This window comes from Anoxybacillus sp. MB8 (assembly GCF_011006755.1).
Classification (GTDB): Bacteria; Bacillota; Bacilli; order Bacillales; family Anoxybacillaceae; genus Anoxybacillus; species Anoxybacillus gonensis.
The window spans coordinates 29,401-51,972 of record NZ_RXXX01000018.1 but is presented as its reverse complement, the minus strand read 5'-3'; the positions used below and the strand labels follow the sequence as shown (position 1 = coordinate 51,972).

At 41.2% G+C, this 22,572-nt stretch carries 31 protein-coding genes; 20 read left to right on the top strand and 11 right to left on the bottom strand.

Going from position 1 to position 22,572, the window contains the following annotated elements:
• Positions 1-103: 103 nt before the first annotated feature.
• From EKC99_RS08320 to EKC99_RS08305, 4 genes are all read left to right on the top strand, one after another.
• The gene (locus tag EKC99_RS08320) at positions 104-1,369 is read left to right on the top strand and encodes a hemolysin family protein (protein WP_163151388.1); all 1,266 of its coding nucleotides are present in this window, start codon (positions 104-106) and stop codon (positions 1,367-1,369) included.
• A 97-nt stretch (positions 1,370-1,466) separates the two neighbouring features.
• The gene (locus EKC99_RS08315) at positions 1,467-2,249 is read left to right on the top strand and encodes an amino acid ABC transporter substrate-binding protein (protein WP_163151391.1); all 783 of its coding nucleotides are present in this window, start codon (positions 1,467-1,469) and stop codon (positions 2,247-2,249) included.
• Entirely contained in the window at positions 2,236-2,937 is a 702-nt protein-coding gene (locus EKC99_RS08310; RefSeq protein WP_035064735.1) for an amino acid ABC transporter permease, read from the top strand. The genes EKC99_RS08315 and EKC99_RS08310 overlap by 14 nt, the downstream gene beginning before the upstream one ends.
• Before the next feature lie 19 nt (positions 2,938-2,956).
• Entirely contained in the window at positions 2,957-3,691 is a 735-nt protein-coding gene (locus tag EKC99_RS08305; RefSeq protein WP_009362019.1) for an amino acid ABC transporter ATP-binding protein, read from the top strand.
• A 36-nt stretch (positions 3,692-3,727) separates the two neighbouring features.
• On the opposite strand, the gene EKC99_RS08300 is transcribed toward EKC99_RS08305, so the two are convergent.
• Positions 3,728-3,928 (bottom strand): alpha/beta-type small acid-soluble spore protein, encoded by a 201-nt coding sequence (locus tag EKC99_RS08300; RefSeq protein ID WP_003395655.1) that lies wholly within the window; start codon positions 3,926-3,928, stop codon positions 3,728-3,730.
• A gap of 225 nt (positions 3,929-4,153) precedes the next feature.
• Between EKC99_RS08300 and EKC99_RS08295 the strand changes: the two genes are divergently transcribed.
• A complete protein-coding gene (locus EKC99_RS08295; protein WP_035064737.1) occupies positions 4,154-4,396 on the top strand; it encodes a hypothetical protein in 243 nt (80 codons plus the stop codon).
• Between the two features lie 29 nt (positions 4,397-4,425).
• Here EKC99_RS08295 and EKC99_RS08290 read toward each other — a convergent pair whose 3' ends face one another.
• The 3 genes from EKC99_RS08290 to EKC99_RS08280 form a co-directional block, all read right to left on the bottom strand.
• The gene (locus EKC99_RS08290) at positions 4,426-5,538 is read right to left on the bottom strand and encodes an ABC transporter ATP-binding protein (RefSeq protein WP_009362017.1); all 1,113 of its coding nucleotides are present in this window, start codon (positions 5,536-5,538) and stop codon (positions 4,426-4,428) included.
• 111 nt (positions 5,539-5,649) lie between these two features.
• Entirely contained in the window at positions 5,650-6,531 is an 882-nt protein-coding gene (locus EKC99_RS08285) for a PucR family transcriptional regulator (RefSeq protein WP_163151386.1), read from the bottom strand.
• Positions 6,532-6,599: 68 nt separating this feature from the next.
• A complete protein-coding gene (locus EKC99_RS08280; protein WP_009362015.1) occupies positions 6,600-6,749 on the bottom strand; it encodes a hypothetical protein in 150 nt (49 codons plus the stop codon).
• Positions 6,750-6,843: 94 nt separating this feature from the next.
• Here EKC99_RS08280 and EKC99_RS08275 point away from each other — a divergent pair, with 94 nt between their 5' ends.
• The 5 genes from EKC99_RS08275 (at position 6,844) to EKC99_RS08255 (ending at position 11,198) form a co-directional block, all read left to right on the top strand.
• Positions 6,844-7,140, top strand: coding sequence for a hypothetical protein (locus EKC99_RS08275; protein WP_238148420.1), 297 nt, complete (start codon positions 6,844-6,846; stop codon positions 7,138-7,140).
• 40 nt (positions 7,141-7,180) lie between these two features.
• Positions 7,181-8,290: a DUF445 domain-containing protein gene (locus EKC99_RS08270; protein WP_163151384.1), complete on the top strand. Its 1,110-nt coding sequence runs from the start codon at positions 7,181-7,183 to the stop codon at positions 8,288-8,290.
• Between the two features lie 62 nt (positions 8,291-8,352).
• Positions 8,353-8,697, top strand: a complete 345-nt coding sequence (locus EKC99_RS08265) for a YlbF/YmcA family competence regulator (protein WP_009362012.1) — start codon at positions 8,353-8,355, stop codon at positions 8,695-8,697.
• A 71-nt stretch (positions 8,698-8,768) separates the two neighbouring features.
• Positions 8,769-9,629, top strand: coding sequence for a Cof-type HAD-IIB family hydrolase (locus tag EKC99_RS08260; protein WP_009362011.1), 861 nt, complete (start codon positions 8,769-8,771; stop codon positions 9,627-9,629).
• 69 nt (positions 9,630-9,698) lie between these two features.
• Positions 9,699-11,198: a coproporphyrinogen III oxidase gene (locus EKC99_RS08255; RefSeq protein ID WP_163151390.1), complete on the top strand. Its 1,500-nt coding sequence runs from the start codon at positions 9,699-9,701 to the stop codon at positions 11,196-11,198.
• A gap of 19 nt (positions 11,199-11,217) precedes the next feature.
• Here the strand turns inward: EKC99_RS08255 and EKC99_RS08250 are convergent, their stop codons facing one another.
• Positions 11,218-11,403 (bottom strand): YhzD family protein, encoded by a 186-nt coding sequence (locus EKC99_RS08250; RefSeq protein ID WP_026011563.1) that lies wholly within the window; start codon positions 11,401-11,403, stop codon positions 11,218-11,220.
• 120 nt (positions 11,404-11,523) lie between these two features.
• Here EKC99_RS08250 and EKC99_RS08245 point away from each other — a divergent pair, with 120 nt between their 5' ends.
• The 3 genes from EKC99_RS08245 to EKC99_RS08235 all read left to right on the top strand — a co-directional run bounded on the left by EKC99_RS08245 (position 11,524) and on the right by EKC99_RS08235 (position 13,491).
• On the top strand, positions 11,524-11,691 hold the full coding sequence (locus EKC99_RS08245; protein WP_163151382.1) for a sporulation YhaL family protein: 168 nt from the start codon (positions 11,524-11,526) through the stop codon (positions 11,689-11,691).
• A 103-nt stretch (positions 11,692-11,794) separates the two neighbouring features.
• Positions 11,795-12,871, top strand: a complete 1,077-nt coding sequence (serC, locus tag EKC99_RS08240; protein ID WP_009362007.1) for a 3-phosphoserine/phosphohydroxythreonine transaminase — start codon at positions 11,795-11,797, stop codon at positions 12,869-12,871.
• A gap of 98 nt (positions 12,872-12,969) precedes the next feature.
• Complete coding sequence (locus tag EKC99_RS08235) at positions 12,970-13,491, top strand: tryptophan transporter (RefSeq protein ID WP_009362006.1); 522 nt, start codon at positions 12,970-12,972, stop codon at positions 13,489-13,491.
• Positions 13,492-13,537: 46 nt separating this feature from the next.
• Here EKC99_RS08235 and yhzF read toward each other — a convergent pair whose 3' ends face one another.
• The gene (gene yhzF / locus EKC99_RS08230) at positions 13,538-13,723 is read right to left on the bottom strand and encodes a membrane protein YhzF (RefSeq protein ID WP_009362005.1); all 186 of its coding nucleotides are present in this window, start codon (positions 13,721-13,723) and stop codon (positions 13,538-13,540) included.
• 134 nt (positions 13,724-13,857) lie between these two features.
• On the opposite strand from yhzF, the gene EKC99_RS08225 reads away from it, so the two are divergent.
• Entirely contained in the window at positions 13,858-14,457 is a 600-nt protein-coding gene (locus tag EKC99_RS08225) for an HTH-type transcriptional regulator Hpr (RefSeq protein WP_009362004.1), read from the top strand.
• On the opposite strand, the gene EKC99_RS08220 is transcribed toward EKC99_RS08225, so the two are convergent.
• Positions 14,437-14,778, bottom strand: a complete 342-nt coding sequence (locus tag EKC99_RS08220) for a YhaI family protein (RefSeq protein ID WP_009362003.1) — start codon at positions 14,776-14,778, stop codon at positions 14,437-14,439. The genes EKC99_RS08225 and EKC99_RS08220 overlap by 21 nt on opposite strands.
• A gap of 139 nt (positions 14,779-14,917) precedes the next feature.
• Here EKC99_RS08220 and EKC99_RS08215 point away from each other — a divergent pair, with 139 nt between their 5' ends.
• Entirely contained in the window at positions 14,918-15,097 is a 180-nt protein-coding gene (locus EKC99_RS08215) for a hypothetical protein (protein ID WP_009362002.1), read from the top strand.
• Between the two features lie 35 nt (positions 15,098-15,132).
• Here EKC99_RS08215 and EKC99_RS08210 read toward each other — a convergent pair whose 3' ends face one another.
• Positions 15,133-15,225 carry a YjcZ family sporulation protein gene (locus tag EKC99_RS08210; RefSeq protein WP_009362001.1) on the bottom strand — a complete coding sequence of 31 codons (93 nt, stop codon included), beginning with the start codon at positions 15,223-15,225 and terminating at the stop codon, positions 15,133-15,135.
• A 165-nt stretch (positions 15,226-15,390) separates the two neighbouring features.
• Between EKC99_RS08210 and EKC99_RS08205 the strand changes: the two genes are divergently transcribed.
• Complete coding sequence (locus EKC99_RS08205) at positions 15,391-16,224, top strand: peptidylprolyl isomerase (RefSeq protein ID WP_009362000.1); 834 nt, start codon at positions 15,391-15,393, stop codon at positions 16,222-16,224.
• 193 nt (positions 16,225-16,417) lie between these two features.
• On the opposite strand, the gene EKC99_RS08200 is transcribed toward EKC99_RS08205, so the two are convergent.
• Complete coding sequence (locus tag EKC99_RS08200; RefSeq protein WP_009361999.1) at positions 16,418-16,837, bottom strand: HIT family protein; 420 nt, start codon at positions 16,835-16,837, stop codon at positions 16,418-16,420.
• 405 nt (positions 16,838-17,242) lie between these two features.
• Between EKC99_RS08200 and EKC99_RS08195 the strand changes: the two genes are divergently transcribed.
• Positions 17,243-17,986, top strand: a complete 744-nt coding sequence (locus EKC99_RS08195) for an ABC transporter ATP-binding protein (protein ID WP_009361998.1) — start codon at positions 17,243-17,245, stop codon at positions 17,984-17,986.
• On the top strand, positions 17,979-19,163 hold the full coding sequence (locus EKC99_RS08190) for an ABC transporter permease (protein WP_163151380.1): 1,185 nt from the start codon (positions 17,979-17,981) through the stop codon (positions 19,161-19,163). Before EKC99_RS08195 ends, EKC99_RS08190 begins: the two co-directional genes overlap by 8 nt.
• Here the strand turns inward: EKC99_RS08190 and EKC99_RS08185 are convergent.
• Positions 19,160-20,350, bottom strand: coding sequence for a M20 family metallopeptidase (locus EKC99_RS08185; protein WP_009361996.1), 1,191 nt, complete (start codon positions 20,348-20,350; stop codon positions 19,160-19,162). The two genes, EKC99_RS08190 and EKC99_RS08185, sit on opposite strands and share 4 nt — an antisense overlap.
• A 96-nt stretch (positions 20,351-20,446) precedes the next feature.
• Here EKC99_RS08185 and EKC99_RS08180 point away from each other — a divergent pair, with 96 nt between their 5' ends.
• Positions 20,447-20,815, top strand: a complete 369-nt coding sequence (locus EKC99_RS08180; protein ID WP_009361995.1) for a rhodanese-like domain-containing protein — start codon at positions 20,447-20,449, stop codon at positions 20,813-20,815.
• 14 nt (positions 20,816-20,829) lie between these two features.
• On the opposite strand, the gene EKC99_RS08175 is transcribed toward EKC99_RS08180, so the two are convergent.
• Positions 20,830-21,336: an antibiotic biosynthesis monooxygenase family protein gene (locus tag EKC99_RS08175; protein ID WP_009361994.1), complete on the bottom strand. Its 507-nt coding sequence runs from the start codon at positions 21,334-21,336 to the stop codon at positions 20,830-20,832.
• 180 nt (positions 21,337-21,516) lie between these two features.
• Here EKC99_RS08175 and hemE point away from each other — a divergent pair, with 180 nt between their 5' ends.
• Positions 21,517-22,566: a uroporphyrinogen decarboxylase gene (hemE, locus tag EKC99_RS08170; RefSeq protein WP_128713010.1), complete on the top strand. Its 1,050-nt coding sequence runs from the start codon at positions 21,517-21,519 to the stop codon at positions 22,564-22,566.
• Positions 22,567-22,572 lie beyond the last annotated feature (6 nt).

Below are 22,572 nucleotides of genomic sequence, written 5' to 3'. Positions count from 1 at the left end.
AAAAAGTATGTGATGAATTTTGTCGAAAAATATTTTTTTGGCACCCCTAAGATGCCAAGAAACCTTGATATATCAACATTTCTAGAGGGAGTGTGAATATTCATTGGGAGATTTGCCTCTGAGTTTAATTTTTTTACTCATTGCTTTAATTTTATTATCCGCCTTTTTTTCAGCTTCAGAAACAGCGTTTTCGAGCGTCAATAAAATTCGCTTGAAAAACTATGTGGATGAAAAGCGACGTGGCAGTAAAAAAGCACTATATATTACAGAAAACTTCGACAAAGCCCTCTCTACCATCTTAGTCGGGAATAATATCGTGAACATTGCCGCAGCGTCCATTTCTGCCAAAGTGGCGACAGATTTGTTTGGTGGCAGTACAGGTCTTGTCATTAGCACCGTTGGCATGACGATTTTAATTTTAATTTTTGGTGAAGTATTGCCAAAGTCATTGGCGAAAGAACATGCGGAGTCGTTTTCACTTCTTATTTCCGATGTACTATATATGCTTATTCAACTATTTACTCCCGTTACAGCATTGCTCGTCATGTTAAAAAAACTTGTATCGAAATTCGTTGGCCATCAAGCAGATATTCCTTCTGTAACAGAAGAAGAAATTAAAGTCATGGTCAATTTAAGTGAGGAAGAGGGAGTGATTGATAATAAAGAGAAAGAGCTCGTCCATCGTTCGCTCGATTTTAATGATATTTTAGTTGGTGAAATTTTTACACCCCGTATCGATATGGTTGCAGTAGAAGTGAATCAGCCCGTTGAAGAAATTCGCGACATTTTTTTACGTGAACGATATTCGCGCGTGCCGGTATATGAAGGAGATATTGATAACGTCATCGGCATTTTATCGGAAAGCGACTTTTTTAGTCAACTCGTACAAGGGAAAGAAGTCAACGTTCGCGAGTTGTTGCGTACGCCGCTATTTGTTGTTGAATCGATGCGCATCTCTACATTGTTGCCTGAATTGCAAAAAAGTAAAGTACATATGGCGATCGTTATCGATGAGTTTGGCGGCACATCGGGATTGATTACGTTAGAAGATATTTTAGAACAAATTGTCGGCGAAATATGGGATGAACATGATGAAGCGGTGAAAACGTTCCAAAAAATTAACGATTACGAATATGAATTTAATGCCGAATTACCGCTTGATGAGTTTTGTGACATTTTAGGAATTGATGAATTAGAAAGTTCTTCTCATACGCTTGGAGGATGGGTGTTTGAAATGTTTGAACGCATCCCCACCGTTGGAGAATCGTTTGAATACGAATCATTAACCGTCACCGTTCGCCAAGTGGAAAACCGTCGTATTCGCAAAGTGCTCGTTCGCATTCGTGAACCGATTATGGAAAATGTGTAAAAAGGGAGCGATTCGCTCCTTTTTTTGTTGACATCTTTGTCAACTTCCATTACGATGAATAAGCGTAAAAACCGATAAGATTAATGGGGGTTATATGATGAAAAAGTGGTTATTAATGATCGCATTGTTCGTAATGGGGGTATTGCTGACGGGTTGCGGTCAAAATGAAAAAGAAAACGACTTATTTGCTCAAATAAAAGAAAAAGGGGAATTAAAAATCGGAACGGAAGGAACATATCCGCCGTTTACGTTTCATGACGAAACAGGAGAGTTAACAGGATTTGACGTTGAAATTGCTAAAGAAGTAGCAAAACGTCTCGGTGTGAAACCTGTATTTGTAGAAACACAGTGGGATGCGATGTTTGCTGGCTTAGATGCGAAACGTTTTGATATGATTGCGAACCAAGTCGGTATTCGTCCAGATCGTCAAGAAAAATACGACTTTTCTGATCCGTATATTACGTCAGCAGCTGTTCTCGTCGTTCATAAAGAAAACCAACAGTTGAAATCATTTAACGACCTAAAAGGGAAAAAAGCAGCACAATCGATGACGAGCAACTATGCTGATTTAGCTCGTTCATACGGGGCTGAAGTGGTAGGAGTAGAAGGATTTAATCAAGCGATTGAACTGTTAAATTCGAAACGAGTCGATGCAACGATTAACGATAAATTATCTGTCCTTGATTTTCTTAAACAAAAACCAGACGCTCCCATTCAAATTGTGGCTACACACGATGATGCTTCCCAAAGCGGACTTATGTTCCGAAAGGGGAGCGACACGCTTGTTGAAGCTGTAAACAAAGCGCTAAAAGAGATGATGGAAGACGGCACGTATGCAAAAATTTCAGAAAAGTGGTTTGGTGAAGATGTATCTAAGTAATATGTGGATTGATCCAGAACGATTAGAAAGATTGATGAATATAGCAGAAAGTTCCCTTCTCCCTTTGGTGAAGGGAGCTTTGTTATATACGATTCCGTTAGCGGTGATAACGTTTATTATTGGCTTGGCTATTGCACTTTTCACTGCTTTAGCTCGGCTATCCACCATAAAAACGTTGCAATGGGTGGCGCGTGCGTATGTGTCGGCCATTCGCGGCACACCATTGCTTGTGCAATTGTTCATTATTTTTTATGGTTTTCCAACTGTCGGGATAACAATCGATCCGTTTCCAGCTGCAATCATTGGTTTTTCACTCAATGTCGGAGCATACGCATCCGAAATTATTCGTGCCGCTATTTTATCGATTCCAAAAGGTCAATGGGAGGCGGCATATTCTCTCGGAATGGACGATGTGCAGACGTTACGCCGTATTATTTTGCCACAAGCTGCACGCGTATGTATTCCTCCGTTATCGAATACGTTTATTAGCTTAGTGAAAGATACATCTCTCGCTTCGCTCATTCTTGTTGCTGAAATGTTTCGAAAGGCACAAGAAATTGCGGCGACAAATTATGAATTTTTATTGCTTTATACCGAAGCGGCACTGATTTATTGGATCATTTGCTTTGTCCTTTCAATTGTCCAAGGGATCATTGAAAAACGCTTCAGTCGTTATGTTGTTCGATAAACGAATAAGGAGAGCTACGATGTTAGTTGTTGAAGGATTGCGTAAAACGTTTGGAAATCATGACGTGTTAAAAGACGTTCATTTAACGGTGAAAAAGGGAGAAGTTGTTGTCATTATCGGCCCATCGGGATCAGGAAAAACGACGTTATTGCGTTGTTTAAACGTATTGGAAATGCCTGATCGTGGAACAGTAACGATCGATGGTGAGCAACTTCAATTTATAAACAAGTTATCAAAAAAAGAAATCATACATTTTCGCCGATTGACAGGAATGGTGTTTCAAGCATACAACTTATTTCCACATATGACAGCGCTTGAAAATGTTATGGAAGGGCCGATGACCGTTAAACGACTAAGCAAACATGAAGCAAAAGAAAAAGCGGAACAATTGCTTATGAAAGTCGGATTAAAAGATCATATGCATATGTACCCATTTCAATTATCCGGAGGGCAACAACAACGTGTCGGCATCGCACGGGCGCTTGCGATGGAGCCGAAAGTATTGTTATTTGATGAACCGACGTCAGCATTAGATCCGGAACTTGTTGGTGAAGTGTTGAAAGTGATGAAAGATTTAGCGAATGAAGGAATGACGATGGTCGTTGTAACTCATGAAATGCGCTTTGCGCGTGAAGTTGCTGATGAAGTGATCTTTTTTGATGAAGGAATGATCATTGAACGTGGTCATCCGGAGCAACTTTTTACAAATCCAACACATGAACGAACGCGTCAGTTTTTACAACGTATTCAGTAAAACCCCCAAGCAAACGCTTGGGGGTTTTCAGCCATGTTATTTAGTTGTGTAAGATCCGCCTAATTGTTGTTGCGCCATTGCAACAAGACGTTTTGTAATTTCGCCACCAACTGAACCGTTTGCGCGTGATGTTGCATCTGGTCCAAGGTTTACACCAAATTCTTGAGCGATTTCATATTTCATTTGATCGATTGCTTGTTGTGCACCGTATACTAGTAATTGATTTGTGTTTGCCATGTTCATTCATCTCCTCGTTACAATTTTTTATGGTTGGGTTAGCTGGATTTGCACCAGCAACACGTGATGATTTTCACGCTGCCAAGCTTGGCTTAACCCATCGAATGTTGTTTGCTTGTTTGTACTACTATTTTGGGGAAAAAACATTTTATTATTCTTTTTTTTATGTGGTAATTTTTTGTGTAGTGGGAAAGATAATGGAAAATCACGAAGCGAGGGATGAATATGCACATTTGTCCGTTATGTAATGGTTTGCGGACAATCGTTTTTTATTGTGAGCAATGTGGAGAAAAATTAAAAGATGAAGGAAAATTAACGGATTATTTTGATGATTATAGTCCGTATATGGATGCAGATATGATGAAAATGGTTGATGGCTATGCACATACGAGAAAACAACATGTCTGCGTTCATTTGTTTCATTGTGATAATTGTGATGACGATGTTGTTCGTTTTATTCAAGAGTAAAAGCCCGCTCAAACGAACGGGCTCTGTTATTATTTTTCACTATTTGAACGAATACGTAATTCTGTGTTGACGTCGAAGAAATGTGCTTTATTCATATCTAACGCAAGATCGATCGTTTGACCTGCTTTGACGTCTGTGCGTGCATCGACACGCGCAACAAATTCTTGACCGTTAATTTGAGAATATACCATAATTTCTGCGCCGAGCAGTTCTGCCACTTCAACATGTGCGCGCACTTTTGTATTTTGTGACGCTTCTAGAAATACTGGCTCGTCATGGAAATCTTCTGGGCGAATGCCTAAAATGACTTCTTTTCCAACGTATCCTTGTTCACGAAGCACTTTCATTTTTCCTTCTGGAACTGCAATTTTGACATCGCCAATAACGAATACACCGTCTTGAAGTACGCCGCGCAAGAAGTTCATTGCTGGTGAGCCGATAAATCCGCCGACGAAAATATTTTCTGGTTTTTCATATACTTCTTTTGGTGTTCCAACTTGTTGAATGACGCCATCTTTCATAACGACAAGGCGCGTCGCCATCGTCATTGCTTCCGTTTGGTCGTGTGTGACGTAAATGGTCGTTGTTCCTAAACGTTGATGAAGTTTTGCGATTTCTGCACGCATTTGTACACGCAATTTGGCATCTAAGTTTGAAAGCGGCTCATCCATTAAAAATACTTTCGCATCGCGCACAATGGCACGTCCTAATGCTACGCGCTGACGCTGACCGCCTGATAATGCTTTCGGTTTACGATCTAAATATTGTTCGAGACCGAGAATGCGTGCAGCTTCCCGAACGCGACGGTCGATTTCATCTTTCGGGAACTTACGCAATTTCAATCCGAATGCCATGTTATCGTATACGCTCATATGCGGATAAAGGGCATAGTTTTGGAACACCATCGCAATGTCACGATCTTTTGGCGCAACATCATTCATTCGCTTTCCATCAATGTAAAAATCACCTTTTGAAATTTCTTCAAGACCTGCGATCATGCGAAGCGTTGTCGATTTTCCGCAACCAGATGGACCGACGAATACGATAAACTCTTTATCTTGAATGTGTAAGTTAAAGTCTTTTACAGCGGTTACGTTATTGTCATAAATTTTATACACGTGTTCTAAACGAAGCTCAGCCATGTATATGCCTCCTCATGTAATCGATTTCATTTGATTTAAGCATATATAAAAATAAACGAACGGTAAATGGACATCGTGCACAAAAAAAGAAAACGTTTTCGGGCAATGTGCCTAGTGCCGTTCATAAAGTAAAATGGCTAAATACACGGTTAGTGCTCCTTTAAACTGCTTTATATCAATCCCTGTTTTTTCGATCAGTTTATCAATGCGGTATTGTAAGCTGTTGCGGTGCATATGAAGCTTTTTTGCCGCAAGAGAAACGTTTAAATTGCATTCAAAAAACGTCTTCATCGTTTTAACTATATCGGGATCTTGCTTAATCGGTTGTAAAAACGTCATCGCATACGTGATGTCCTCATTGTTGATCAGCAAAAGAGGAAAGACGTCTTCGATGCAGTAGACGCGTTGTTCGGGCTTATGCGTTATGGCAACTTGAAAATATCGTTTTTCGGCAAGGAACATGTGCGCAAGTTCAACAGTATGTGGACACTTTTGCCCAATATATGCCCGCAATTGAATGTAAAAATCGCTACATAACGTATCGATCAGCTCAGACAAAGTAGAAGCAACGTTTTCTTCTTGTTGTTCAATGACGATAAAGCATTGTTCTGTTTCGGAAATGATCGTCACGTCATAAGGAAAAAGCGATTGAATCGCTTCCATAAAATCGTCTGCATCCACCGTCCCTTTTTGTATGTAAAAGTAAATGAAGCGCGTATATGTCGAGGAAGGTAACTGTTCAAATGTTTGTTTGTCGTTTTGAATTAAAAAACGATACCATGCTCGTTCGTGTTCGGTCATCCAAGGAGGCATAAGTTTACGAGGTGCAAACAACGTCGCTAAAAGTTCCCGTTCTTTTACGGTAAGTGCTTCTTTTTTTATGCCAAAAAGCTCACCTTGTTCTGTGACAAACCATTCATATTCATGCTGCTCGCTCACATGTGCATGTTCAACAAGCGCTTCTTGATAATATGCTCGTAATTTTTTTAACATATATGCCCATTCCTTTCGTCTCCCATCACGATCATTATACAAAAAGCGGCGAGAAAATGCTCGCCGCTTTATTTCACTTCATGTGGCGGTTGTTCTGTTTGAACATCGCGCGCCTCTTCAATATTTGTTGCTTGATAGCACGAATATACGTATCCTCCTGCCATGCCTTCGTTAATCATTCGATCAATATCCCATTCATAATTATCGCGTTCTTTCATGATCTATGCCCCCTTATTCGTTATTTTGTATATGCGAAAGAAAAGTATGCATTGTTCATTTGTTGTCCACATATATTCATGACGAGAGGTGAAAATGATGACTGTTCAGTTTTTACACGCATTAACGAATTACTATTTAGATAAAGAGGAAGAAGCACTCGTTCGTTATTTATATGTGTTGCATATGGGGAAAGAATGGGAAAGAAATCAAAAAGAAACAAAAGATGAATGGCGCGAGCAGTTTGAGAAAATGAATATATATAAAGAAGCGTGGCTTGCGTCTGAACGTGCGACAGAACGAGAACTGTTTCGCATCTTGTTATGTAAAAGTTTGAAACAGCTGCACAAACAGTTATCACACGTTTGCACTCATAACGGACAAGCCCTATAATGAATGGTTAGAAAAGCTTATTGGCAGAAGGGAGATCATTATGGGGCTTTTTCTTTATTTATTGTTTATGATCGCTGTTGGCGCATTGATCGGAGGGGTCACAAATTCACTGGCGATTAAAATGCTTTTTCGTCCGTATCGCCCAATATATATTGCGGGAAAAAGGCTTCCATTTACCCCGGGATTGATTCCGAAGCGGAGAGAAGAATTAGCGGAACAACTTGGGCGCATGGTCGTTGAACATTTATTAACAGCTGACGGACTGCGACGGAAACTAAACGACGAAACATTTGTTCATGATATGACAAGCTATGTACAGGAAGAAGTAGAACGTTGGCTACAATCGGATCGAACGGTTGCCGATTGGCTTGAGCGATTCGGTGTTAAACATCCTGAGCAAATCGCTGAAATGTGGATTGAAAAAAAATATAAAACGATGATGTCACAATATAGAGACCAGCCGCTTTATCATGTCATTCCAAGTGAAATACTCCAAAAAATTGATCGCGCCATTCCTTCGATCGCCGAGCGGTTATTGTTTCGCCTGCGCACGTATGTAGAGAGCGAACAAGGAGAGCGGCAAATTGAACAGATGATTAATGAATTTTTACAAAGCCGCGGCATGTTTGGCAATATGATTCAAATGTTTCTTGGCAACGTCAGCTTAGCAGACAAAATTCGCCCGGAAATCGTGAAATTTTTACAAAGCGATGGTGCAAAGCAGTTGCTTGTGCAACTATTTACAAACGAATGGGAAAAAGTGAAAGCAATACATGTGCACGATGTGGAGCAAATGATCGGTGATGAAAAAATGGTGCTATGGATAAAGAGACTGACAGCAGCCGTTGTGCAAGAACCGCTTCAGCAGCCGTTCGGTCCGCTTGTCGCTTCTCATGTGCGCGCTTCATTGCCGACATTCGTTCGTTTTCTTTTACAGTTCGCTTCTCAACGCATTGAACAATGGATGAAGCGACTTCATTTGCAAGACATCGTTCGGGAAGAAGTGGCATCTTTTTCTGTTGAGCGGCTAGAGGAAATGATTTTAACGATTTCGCGCCGCGAGTTTAAAATGATTACATATTTAGGGGCTTTGCTAGGTGGAGTGATCGGACTAATTCAAGGTTGTATAACGTTTTTCATTCAATTGTAGACATACAGCGACCGCTTCGCTCATATCGTAAATAGAAAGGGAAAAAGAGAGGAGCGTGTCGCATGGACGTCCTTCAAGCGATTGACGAACTTTCAACAGTCATTCGTATGAGTGAACCGTTTGCGGAACTTCGCCGCGCTTATGAACAAGTGCAACGTGACCAAACGGCGCACCAATTATTTACGAAATTTCGTACGCTGCAAAAACAGCTCCAACAAAAACAAATGAGCGGATTCCCGGTCAGCGATGCAGATGTCGAATTGTTGCAACAACATTTACACGTTATTGAAATGAATGAAAATATCGCACGGCTTATTCAGGCAGAAGAACGTTTAAACGAATTGTTTGCTCAAGCGATGGCTGCGATGATTCAACCAATTGAGCAGCTATATGACGGACACTCATGAAAATGGGTGTTCTTTTTTTTATACCCTTGTCATACGTATGAATGAAGCCACGACATCGAGGGGGGACGATCATGTATAAATTGCTTGCGCTCAATATTGACGGTACGTTATTAAAATCAAACGGAAAATTAGAGAAAAAAACGAAAGAAGCGATCGATTTTGTGAAGAAAAAAGACGTATATATTACGTTGCTGACGTCAAGAAACTTTTTGTCAGCTAAAAAAGTGGCGAAAGCGTTGAAATTAGATTCGTATTTAGTGACATTTCAAGGGGCGCTTGTGGCGAAGTCATTAGAAGAAAAGTTATATGAGTCGGTTATTCCAGCACAAAAAACGTTTGATGTTGTGCACGTGCTTGAACATTTCAACTGCAACGTTCGTTTGCTTCACGAACGGTATTCAATCGGAAATCGAAAAAAAGTAAAAAACAATATGATTGCGAAAACGATTTTAGGGGATCCGTTTTTTTACCCAGCGCAGTTTGTAGACTCATTAAGTGATGTGTTGCGCGATGACCCGATTGATGTCATGAAAATCGATGTTTTTTATTCGAATGAAGACGAACGTGATGAAATTGTTGAAACGATGGAGCGTGCGTTTCCAGAGCTCTCCCTCACTATTAGTGATGGGAAAATTGAATTGTTGCCAAAAAACGTTTCAAAACTAAATGGGCTTATTCGTCTTGGAAACGAACTTGGAATTTCGTTACAAGAAATGGTTGTGATCGGCGATCATATGGATGATATGCCGGCCATTGAAGCGGCTGGTCTTGGCGTTGCGATGGGGAATGCGGCAAATGAAGTAAAAGCGATTGCCGATTGGGTGACGCGTTCAAACGACCAGCTCGGTGTTGCTTATATGATTAAAGAACATTTTCGAAAACAACATCGCCCACAATTTTTACGGCAAATTCGCACGACAGAGAAAAAATAATTTCCGTTTCTTGACGAGCTTTTCGCTTCTTCTGTACACTTAAATGAGTTTAATACTTTGAAGCGAAAGGTGATTTCATTGCGTATTGACATTTGCGGACTTGAGCCGGTTGATCGTTTTCAACGTTCTTTAGAGGTTATTACCGGTCTATTTTTTGAAGAGCAAACGCTCTCTTTCGCACGAACAGAAGAAGCGAATGTGCGTGTAACTATCGATGTACAACAAGGAGACCAGCTCATCGTTGTTGGTACGTTGCGAGATGAACATGGTCGCACGTATGCGGCTCATTACGAACGGTTTTGGAAAACAGAAGAAGAAAAAGGACGTATGAAGCAAGTAAAACATGCGGTTTCGTATATATATTTATCTCTATTACAGCAATACACAGGCGTTGTGCAACAGTGGGGGATTTTAACAGGCGTTCGTCCGGTAAAGTTACTTCATCAAAAATTACGTTCTGGTTTCACAAAAGAAGAAGCGCATCGCACATTGCGTGAAGATTATTTAGTGACGGACGAGAAAATTGAGCTTATGCAACAAATTGTCGATCGTCAGTTGACGGTTGTGCCAGATTTGTACGATTTATCGAAAGAAGTGAGCATTTATATTGGCATTCCGTTTTGTCCGACGAAATGTGCGTATTGTACGTTTCCAGCCTATGCGATTCAAGGAAAACAAGGGTCTGTCGATTCGTTTTTATTCGGATTGCATTACGAAATGGAACAAATTGGACGGTTTCTGAAAGAGCGCAACATTCCGATTACGACGATTTATTACGGTGGTGGCACACCGACAAGCATTACAGCGGAGGAGATGGATGCGCTATATGCGCATATGTATCGCGCTTTTCCAAACGTCGAGCGCGTGCGTGAAATTACAGTTGAAGCAGGAAGACCAGATACGATTACAACAGAGAAGCTAGCGGTGTTGAAAAAATGGAACATTGACCGCATTAGCATTAACCCGCAATCATATATTCAAGAAACGTTGCGAGCGATCGGCCGTCATCATACGGTTGAAGAGACGATTGAAAAATTTCATCTTGCGCGCGAAGCAGGTATGAACAATATTAATATGGACTTAATTATCGGATTGCCGGGTGAAGGGATTGAGCAATTCCGTTATACGCTCGAACAAACAGAAAAGTTGATGCCGGAGTCGTTGACGGTGCATACGTTGTCGTTTAAACGCGCTTCAGAGATGACGAAAAATAAAGAAAAGTATAAAGTGACGGATCGGGACGAAATTAGTGAAATGATGAAGCGCGCGGAACGATGGACGAAGGAAAAAGGATATGTGCCGTATTATTTATACCGTCAAAAAAACATTCTCGGCAATTTAGAAAATGTCGGTTATGCATTGCCAGGTCAAGAAAGCATTTATAATATTATGATTATGGAAGAACAACAGTCGATCATCGGATTAGGATGTGGGGCATCAAGCAAGTTTGTGCACCCAGAAACAAAAGCGATTACGCATTTTGCTAATCCGAAAGAACCGAAAGTGTATAATGAACATTATGAACATTACACAAATGAAAAATTAAAAATGATGGAACAATTATTTTAGCCCCGACATGATCGGGGCTTTATCGATGAAATAAAATGAGTTTACCGCTTGATGTCGTGCAACGATGCGTTTTATGTTCTAACTGTTTCTCTTTTAATTTTTGCTCGCCGATTCGTTTTGCTTCGTCATCGTTTGCGGCAGTAAATGTTTCATCAAGCAATTTTTCTCCCGTCTTTTCAAAAACGGTTAACGTATATGTTTTCAAATTCCCCACCCCTTTCTTTTCATGTATTCGCTTCTTCATCATCATTTCCTTCTTTTATACTTCTATTTTTCCGGTTGTGCGCATATGTGTAAAGTAAGACAAGCTTAAAGGAGGATATGTATGGTTATTACATTGCTTCTTGTTGGGATTATCATTAGCGGATATATGGCCATTCGTACGGCAAAAGAAGAACGAAAAATAGATGAGAAGTTGTTAGAAAAAGAAGGAGAAGTGTATATGGAGCGCATTCGTCAAGCGCGCCAGCAGCGACAAAAGGCCTTGGAATAACAAGGTCTTTTTTCTTTTTTAAAAATTCACAAAAATTTTTCTTCATTTTTTTGCGTTTCATGTTAGGATATATATTATTACATGACATGAGGGGGAGAAAAGCGTGAAGCGAGCGTACAATTTTAATGCAGGACCGTCAGCTTTGCCGCTAGCTGTGTTAGAGCGAGCGCAAAAAGAATTGCTCAACTTTCGACAAACAGGCATGTCAGTCATGGAACTGAGCCATCGAAGCAAAGAATATGATGCGGTGCATGAGCGCGCAGAAACGTTGTTGCGCAAGCTGATGAACATTCCTGATACGCATGATGTGCTTTTTTTACAAGGAGGAGCAAGTTTACAGTTTTCTATGGTGCCGATGAATTTATTGAAAGAAGGGGAAGTCGGCAACTATGTGTTAACGGACTCATGGTCGGATAAAGCGATGAAAGAGGCAAAAAAAGTAGGAGCAACGCACGTAGCAGCTTCGTCGAAGGAGGAACAATATACGTACATTCCGACGAATATTGAGCTGTCCGAGCGTCCAGCGTATTTGCACATTACGTCGAACAATACGATTGTAGGAACACAATGGCGTGAATTTCCGAACGTGTCTGTTGATTTAATTGCTGATATGTCGAGCGATATTTTAAGCCGCGATATAGATGTGAGCCGTTTTGCGCTCATTTATGCAGGAGCGCAAAAAAATTTAGGACCTTCAGGCGTGACGGTAGTCATTATTCGGAAAGATTTGTTGGCGAAAGGGGACGACCGTTTGCCGACGATGTTAAACTATCGGACGTATAGCGAAAGCCGTTCGTTATATAACACGCCACCGACGTTTGCGATTTATATGTTATCGCTCGTGCTCGAATGGGTAGAGGAACAAGGTGGCGTGCAAGCGATCGAAAAGAAAAATGCGGAAAAAGCCGCGATATTATACCGTTGTATTGATGAAAGTGAAGGATTTTACAAAGGGCATGCAAAAAAAGAAAGCCGTTCGCATATGAATGTAACGTTTACGTTGCCGAATGAGGAGCTCACAAAGAAGTTTTTAGCGGAAGCAAAAGAAAAAGGGTTGATTGGATTAGCAGGTCATCGCTCTGTTGGGGGATGTCGCGCATCTATTTATAATGCGGTTGACATCGAAGCATGTGAAGTGTTAGTGCAATTTATGGAAACGTTCCGAAAAAATATTTTTTGAAAATTTTTATTTTACGTCGACACTTTAAAGTGCTATAATATTGTTAAACTTGTTTACAAGCTGAGAAGAGAAAAGAATGAGATGAGGAGAGATGAGAAATGAATACGAGAACGTTAGTATTATTATCGCTTTTTGTTGGGATCGGTGCGGTGTTGCACGCAGTCATTCCGGGATTTTTCTTTGGGATGAAGCCAGATATGATGTTGACGATGATGTTTTTAGGTATGATGCTCTTCCCGAACAAAACAGCCGTTAGTTTATTAGCGATTGCAACAGGGATCATTTCTGGGGTGACGACAAGCTTCCCTGGGGGATTTATCCCGAACGTCGTTGATAAAATTGTGACGGCTACACTCTGTTTTGGATTGTTAATGCTGTTTAAGACGAAAGTGACGCCAGTAAAAGCGGCATTGCTTACTGCGATTGGCACGTTTATTTCTGGTGCGACGTTCTTGGCCGTTGCTTTAGCGGTTGTCGGTTTGCCAGGAGGAGCAACGTTTGGCGGATTGTTCGTTGCTGTCGTCATTCCAACAGCGTTTGTCAATACGATTGCGATGGTCGTCATTTATCCGATCGTACAATCGCTGATGAGACGAACATATACCGTTCCGCAACAATAATAAAAAGAACCCGATCGTTTATGGTCGGGTTTTCCTTATATCGTTGTTACTGCTGCATGCGTAAAAGTAAAAAGGTAATGGCGATAAAAAAGAGAGCAAGGCTTCCAAATACACTCATGCGTTGCTTTAACACTTTTTTCGGGGGATACATGCGCGCTTTATTCAACATAGAAAACGTGGCAATCGTCAAATACAAAAAGATGAACCCAAGCGTCGCCGTCGCGATGACCATGTTTGTTCCTCCTAGTTCGAAAATTCTATATTTCAATTTATTAAAAAATTCTAATATTTAATACTTTATTATTTATTGTTTTACTGGCATAATAAAAGATAAAAAGAAAGAAATACGAAAAAGTGGGTGGAGAGATGAAAAGCACGGAACGACATTATTCTGTTAAAGAGGCGATGTTATTTAGTCAAAGGGTGGCCCAATTAAGTAAAGCGTTGTGGAAATCAATCGAAAAAGATTGGCAACAATGGATTAAACCATTTGACTTAAACATTAACGAGCATCATATTTTATGGATTGCATACCATTTAAAAGGAGCATCGATTTCTGAAATCGCAAAGTTTGGTGTCATGCACGTATCGACGGCATTTAACTTTTCGAAAAAATTAGAGGAGCGCGGGCTATTGTCGTTTTCGAAAAAAGAAGACGATAAGCGAAATACGTACATTGAGTTGACGGACAAAGGGGAAGAGATTTTATTAAAATTAATGGAGTCGTATGATCCGAAACGGACGTCTGTTCTTCAAGGGATTCAGCCGCTGTACGAATTGTATGGTAAATTTCCAGAAATGTTAGAAATGATGTGTATGATTCGAAATGTGTACGGCGACGATTTTATGGAAATTTTTGAACGTTCCTTTCAAAACATCGACCAAGAGTTTGTTGAAGAAAATGGAAAGTTAAAAAAGAAAGATGAGCAAAAAGAAGAAGTAGCTTCATTCGTTGAGCGTATGTAATAAACGTTGAAACTCTGTCATAAGTGGAACGAATAATTGTTGTTTTTTTAACGCGTCGATCGTCTCAGCAAGTGGAAGGTTCGGATGAAGCGCACCCGCAAATTCATGAAAAAGCGAGGTGAAAATGACGAATCCTTCCTCTTTTTGTTGTTTATATTGTTCACTTAATTGTTCGCAAAGGCGCAACGTATGTTCAACTTCTTCTTTTGTCAAGCCATACCGAATGACGAGCGCATAAAATGGCTTCGTTTCTGGTACGATCATGTCCAACATGAGCGAACAATAATATTCAAGTTTTTCAATGCGTTGTTCGATGCTCATCTTTCGAAACTCCTTTTGTGTGCTTATGTGTATTATATTTTACAGGAATTGTTGCATAAATGAAATGTCCATTATTGATTTATCAAAAAAATCGTTGTAAAGTAGGGGAGTAAATACATAAAACTAGGAGGGGAATGTTTTGGCGCTTTATTTTATACCCCTTGCGACAATTATACTTTTCATGATCAATCAGCTCACGAATTCACTTTGTATTCAAAAAGAAATTCCAGAAGAAAAACAGCCGAAAGTGTTTCGCACAATTAACGTCCTTATTACGATTTTACTTATTTCTTCCTACATCGAAGTATTATTTGCGTAAAAAAGCTGACAGTGTCCCTGTCAGCTTTCGTTCGTTTAGTATAACCAAGCCGCACCAACGATAATTAATAAAATAAACAACACAACGATTAACGCAAATCCGTTTGCATATCCTACTCCTGCACCCATAGACGACACCTCCTTTCGTATATGAAGGCGTTGCGACGCTTTGACAATGTATTGTATGTCAATAGAGGTGAAATGGTATGGGCGCATACGTGCTTTATTTTAGCTTTCGGAAAAAATATGGTATAGTATGTTTTGTGTACATTTATAGATAGGAGTTGTGAGGAAATGAAAAAATGGACAGTTGCAATGTCGGCAGCGGCAATGCTTGCGCTTTCGGCTTGTAATAACGGATCAGACGTTGTCGTCGAAACGAAGGCAGGCAACATTACAAAAGACGAGCTATATAACGAAATGAAAGAGCGTTTCGGGAAAGATGTGTTGCGCGATCTTGTACATGAGAAAGTGTTAAGCAAAAAATTTAAAGTAACAGATAAAGAAATCGATAAGGAAATCGAAAATTTAAAAGAGATGTATGGCGTTCAATATGATTTAGCGGTGCAACAAAACGGAGAAGAAGCGATTCGCAACATGGTAAAACTTGATTTGTTGCGACAAAAAGCTGCGATGGAAGATATAAAAGTGTCCGATGAAGAATTGAAAAAATATTATAATGAATATAAGCCGAAAGTGAAAGCGAGCCACATTTTAGTGGACGATGAAAAAACAGCAAAAGAAATTAAAGCGAAATTAGAAAAAGGCGAGGATTTTGCGAAATTAGCAAAAGAATATTCGAAAGATACCGCTTCTGCTCAAAATGGCGGCGATTTAGGTTGGTTTGGACCTGGAAAAATGGTTGAAGAATTTGAAAAAGCAGCTTATGCGTTAAAAGTCGGTGAAGTAAGCGACCCAGTGAAAACGCAATTTGGCTACCATATCATTAAAGTGACAGATAAAGAAGAGAAAAAGTCGTTTGATGAAATGAAAGAAGAAATGGAATACGAAGTGAAAAAGAGCAAACTCGATGCATCGAAAGTGCAATCGAAACTCGATAAGCTTATGAAAGAAGCGAATGTCGACATTAAAGACAAATCGTTAAAAGACGCATTAAAAAGCGAATAAAACGTTTATAAGAAAAGCGCAAAGCGCCCGCCTATCGGCGAAGAGCGCACAAGCCCCACCGAGGAGGCTGTTGCCGCCGCAGTGTGGGGCGAAGCGACTCGAGCCGATGGCGCTTGGAGCTAGACATCAACTCCAAATTTTATACTTTCTTATCTTCGAACGAAAGAAGGTGCCCACGAAGGACACCTTCTTTTTATAAACCTTGTTTTATTTGCGAAGCGATATGTTGTAACTCATCAAACGTGTAGTCGCTTTGATGTGATTTCCACACAGCCCCGAATCCATCCCCTTTACCGTATCGCGGAATAATATGCATATGATAATGGAAAACGGTTTGTCCCGCAATTTCTCCGTTGTTGCTTAAAATATTGATGCCTTCTGGGGAAAACTGTTCACGAATCGCATTGGCGATTGTCGGAACGACCTCAAATACACGTTGGGCGATGTCTGAAGTTAATTCATAAATATTTTCTTTATGTACTTTCGGGACGACGAGCGTATGTCCTTTCGTCACTTGGCTAATGTCTAAAAAGGCGATGACATGCTCGTTTTCAAATACTTTTGCGGCAGGAATGTCTCCGTTTATAATTTTACAAAAAATACAGTCGCTCATCATAACGCCACCTTTCTTTCCATTTTGTCTTTATTTTACCACACGATTGTCGTTTCGAAAACGGAAAGAGCAGGATGCGCCTCGCATCCTGCCCATTGAAGAGGGAGCTTCATGATTACGTGTCTTTTGGGAACACCTCATTTACGAGTAGAGTCCGTTACGCGTTTGTGAGTACGACGTTGTTCAAGATGACCATCCCCTTTTTAAGGGAGTGCTTTCGTTGTTACAGGCTAGCTTATGTGCGGCCCGTAGACACCTCATTTCATCGTGTTCTTGAACTTGCTTTGTTGCTCACTGCGACTTGCTACTTGTTTGTCCCTCTTCGCTACTTATCATAACCCGTTTTTCTTTTCGTTATTCATTTGTTAAAATAAAAAATAATGATATGAAGAAAGGAAAGCGACGATGGCGCTATTACAAGTTCAACACATATTCGGGGGCTATACGAAACAAAACATTTTAGATGACGTATCGTTTACTGTACAAAAAGGGGAAGTCGTTGCGTTAATCGGGTTAAATGGGGCAGGAAAAAGCACGACGATTAAACATATTATCGGCTTCATGCAACCACGTAAAGGGACGATTACGATCAACGACATAACGTTTCAAGACGACCCAGAACAATATCGGGCGCAATTTACATACATTCCCGAAATGCCTGCTTTATACGAAGAATTAACGTTAGAAGAACATTTACGCCTCACTGCTATGGCTTATGGCGTATCGGATGAAGCGTATGAACAGCGCGTGTCAACATTGTTGAAGGCGTTTCGGCTTGAGAAAAAATTGAATGCGTTCCCTGCGTTTTTTTCAAAAGGGATGAAACAAAAAGTGATGATTATGTGCGCTTTTTTAGTAGACGTCCCGCTTTATATCATTGATGAACCGTTTGTTGGATTAGATCCGCTCGCCATTCAAGCGTTGCTTCAGCTTATTGAGGAGAGAAAAAAAGAAGGGGCAGGCATTCTTATGTCAACGCACATTTTAGCGACAGCAGAGCGGTATTGTGATTCGTTTGTCATTTTACATAACGGACAAATAAAGGCAATCGGATCATTGCCGATGCTTCAAGAACAGCTACATATGCCTCATGCGACGTTAGATGATATATACATCGAATTAACAAAGGAAGAGACGAACGATGATTGATGGAAAACAGTTATGGAAACAGCGAATGGCCGCTCATATGGCGGAAGTGAGACGATACGGTCGATATATGTTTAATGATCATTTATTGCTCGTCTTATTTATTAGTATCGGGGCGGGTGCGGTATTTTATAAGCGGGCAGTCGATGAACTGACGTCGTTTCCTTACGCGATCGTTGCGGCGCTTCTGCTCGCTTTTGCGGTGACGCAAGGCGGGGTGCGGACGTTCGTCAAAGAAGCCGATGCGGTGTTTCTTCTTCCGGTGGAAAGACGGCTCCGCCCTTATTTTTGGCGCGCAGTGGGATATAGTTTTTTTCTTCACTTGTCCGTTTCGCTTGCTGTCTTCGTCGTTCTTTTGCCTCTTCATGTGAAGTTTTCCGTTCAGCCATTTTCAGTTGTCGCGATAGCGATTGTGTTATTAACGGGGTGGAATACGTTCGTTCAATGGCAAGAGGAGGCACGAATCGGGCGAGATCGCTTTCACACATTCGTTCGCTTTTTTGTGAACGTGACGTTATTTTATTTTTTATTATTGAAACAATATGTATGGATGCTTGTCCCTTTATTGTTCATGGTCATCATTGCGCGACATGTAAACTTAAAAGGGAGAAAAAACGGAGTGCAATGGGAACAGCTGCTTGCAGATGAGCGAAAGCGAATGCAAGCATTTTATCGGCTCGCACATGCGTTTGTCGATGTTCCATACATCAAACATACAGTCAAAAAACGAACGTGGCTTCGTTTCTTTTTCCGTTTACTCGATCGTTCACATATGCGACCGTATACGTATTTGTATGTACGCACCTTTTTCCGCGCAGGCGACTATTTCGGTTTGTTCGTTCGCTTAACAGCGATCGGTAGCATCTTTATTTTTACGTTGCCTCGCGGTGTAGAGTGGTTTGCTCTTTTGTGTGCTTATGCCACAGCGCTTCAACTGCTTTCGATTCGTTCGTATCACCGAGGTCATTCCCTGTTGTTTCTTTATCCGTTGTCGCCTCATGAGGCGCGTCGGTCGTTTATGCTCGTACTACTTGTTATTGGGATGAGCCAGGCGCTTATTTTTGCGATGGTTGCATATATCGCTCACAGCGTTTTTGTTATGCTATGGACGTTTTTTGTTGTTTTTATTTGTTATGTTGCGGTGATATTTTATGTCGGAAAGAAACGAGAAGCGGTTTAAAACGGCTTCTCGTTTTTTTTCATATAATTGATTGCTGTAAGACCAAGCGTTTTTGCTGCAATAAGCATGGCTCGTTCATCGAAATCAAATTTCGGATGATGGTGCGGATAGGCGATCGTTGTTGTTTCCGCTTTTGCGCCTGTAAAGAAAAACGTTCCTTTTACATGTTGTAAATAGTAAGCGAAATCTTCTCCGCCCATATGTGGCTGAATTTCAACGACATTGGTTACGTCTTCTATTTCACGAGCGGTAGCGACGAGAAATTTCGTTTCGTCTTCATGGTTTACAACGGGTGGATAGCCGCGCATATACGTGTATTCGTACGTACAACCGTTGGCGATGCAAGTCCCTTTGACAATTTGTTCAATTTCCCTTTCAATGTCATTGCGCACTTGTTCAGAAAATGTGCGCACTGTCCCGACTAATGTCGCGCGGTCAGCAATCACGTTAAATGCGTTGTCGGAAACGAAAGAGCCGATCGAAACAACAGCAGGTTCAAGCGGATCGACGCGTCGGCTGACGATTTGCTGCAAATGCAGGACAAGCTGTGATGCAGTAACGATCGCATCTTTCGTTTTGTGAGGTTCTGCGCCGTGACCGCCAGAGCCTTGAATAACAATTTGGAACCGGTCTGCAGCTGCCATGATCGGCCCTGTACGATATTGAATGACACCTGTTGGCTCTGTTGCCCATAAATGTGTGCCAAAAATGGCGTCTACTCCTTCTAAACAACCGTCTTCAATCATCGCTTTTGCTCCGCCTGGTGCGTATTCTTCTGCGTGCTGATGAATGCACACGATCGTGCCGCTCCAATGCTCGCGCAATTCATAAAGCGCCTTAGCAAGCACAAGCAACGTGGCCGTATGTCCATCATGTCCACATGCGTGCATGACACCCGGAACGGTCGATTTGTAAGGGACATCTTTTTCATCTTGAATCGGGAGAGCATCGAAGTCCGCCCGAAGTGCTACTGTTTTTCCGCCTTGTTGGCCGTGGATGGTGGCGACTACTCCATTTCCTCCGACATTTGTTCGAACAGGAATGCCGAGTTGTTTATAATAATTGGCAATATACGCGGCTGTTTTATACTCTTGAAACGATAGCTCAGGATGTTGATGGAAATGGCGACGAATCGCCACCATGTCGTCATAATATTCGTGAAGTTTATGAAATAACAACGTTTTCATACGCACGATCCTTTCTGTTTTTTTCCATTATACCATCGTTGACAAACGTTCGAAAACAATGTAATATACCCATATACGTATTTAGGAGGAGAGCATATGAGCACATGGGTGAATGTTGTTTTCATTATTTTACTCATTTACTTCGTTGCGACGAAAATGTTGCCGACAAAAGGTGTTGAACATATCACGCCAGATGAGTTAAAAAGCAAACTAAAAGAAACGAAAAATCGTCAATTCGTCGATGTACGCACACCGGCAGAATATCGCGCTCGCCATATTCGCCAATTTAAAAACGTGCCGCTTCATGAGCTATCTGCAAAATTGCACGAACTTGATCGGGAAAAAGAAACGATTGTTATTTGCCAAAGCGGCATGCGCAGCAATCAAGCAGCGAAAATATTAGTGAAAAATGGTTTTAAGCGCGTCGTCAATGTGCGTGGCGGCATGAACGCTTGGAACGACTAAAGGCTGACGAGATGTCAGCCTTCTTTTACGACTGTATATGTTGTCACATAGGATGGACGCGGGAAAATGGAGCGTTGTTGATCAATTCCTTCTTCTGTGCCACGTTTTTGATGCGCTTTTTCATACGCTTTTGATTGTTGCCAACGGCGAAAGGCACTTTCGTTTTCCCACATCGTCATAATGACGTATGTATCGCTTTTTAACGGACGTAAGACGCGAATGGCGATAAATCCTGGTTCTTGTTCAATTAAGCGCGCCCGCTGTTGAAACCGATGTTCAAATAGCGGTCTTCCTTCATCGGTGACAGGAATGTTATTACACACAACAAACGTCCCTCCGAATGATCCGACAGCATCAAGTACTTCATACGGACGCGGCTCATGAAAGACGCTTTTTCCTTCCGTCTCATGAATGAGCATTCCGTTTTCTCCATCGCATACGAGCAACATCTGCTCGCTCGGATATTGATTGCGCAATCGTTGTAAATAATCGATCGTACCATTTGTTATAAATACGTACACGAACATCCTCTCCTTTCATCCACTACTCGTATTTTATCACTTTCTTTTCTTCTTGGCGATTTCATGAACGTTGCGTATTATTACTACCCAGACGGTGAAAAAATCGGTATAGTTGTGTTAGTGGAAACAAATCAGTTATTTCGCTACACTATAATATAAGCGATTACATAATGTGAAAGGATGGACATGATGATTAAAAACGATACATTTTTACGCGCTTGTCGCGGAGAAGCGACGGAATACGTTCCAGTTTGGTACATGAGACAAGCAGGACGTTCACAACCAGAATATCGGGCTTTAAAGGAGAAGTATTCCCTTTTTGAAATTACTCATCAACCAGAGCTATGTGCGTACGTGACACGTTTGCCTGTCGAACAATATAACGTCGATGCGGCGATTCTTTACAAAGATATTATGTCACCGCTTCCAGCCATCGGGGTTGACGTTGATATTAAAGCGGGAATTGGACCGGTCATTGCGAATCCAATTCGCTCTCTTGCCGATGTCGAACGCCTCGGTGAAATCGATCCAGAAAGTGATGTACCGTACGTGCTTGAAACGATTCGAATATTAACGAAAGAGCAACTGACTGTGCCGTTAATTGGTTTTGCCGGTGCACCGTTTACATTAGCGAGCTACATGATTGAAGGTGGGCCGTCGAAAAACTATAATAAAACGAAAGCGTTTATGTATGCAGAACCGAAAGCATGGTTTGCACTGATGGATAAACTAGCGGATATGACGATTCGTTACGTCAAAGCGCAAATTCGCGCAGGAGCAAGCGCGATTCAAATTTTCGATTCATGGGTCGGAGCGGTGAACGTTGCCGATTATCGTCAATTTATTAAACCGACGATGGAGCGTATTTTTACAGCACTTCGCGACGAAAATGTGCCGCTTATTATGTTCGGTGTCGGTGCAAGTCATTTAGCGAAAGAATGGCATGACTTGCCGCTTGACGTCGTCGGTTTAGATTGGCGTTTACCAATTCGTGAAGCGAAAGACATGGGACTAACGAAAGCGCTCCAAGGCAACTTAGATCCAGCCGTGTTGCTTGCGCCATGGGAAGTGATTGAAGCGCGCGTGAAACAAATTTTAGATGAAGGAATGGCACATGAAGGTGGGTACGTATTTAACTTAGGGCATGGCATTTTCCCACAAATTCAGCCGGAGACGTTAAAACGGCTTACGGCGTTTATCCATGAATATTCAGCAAAAAGAAAAGGATGAATGAAC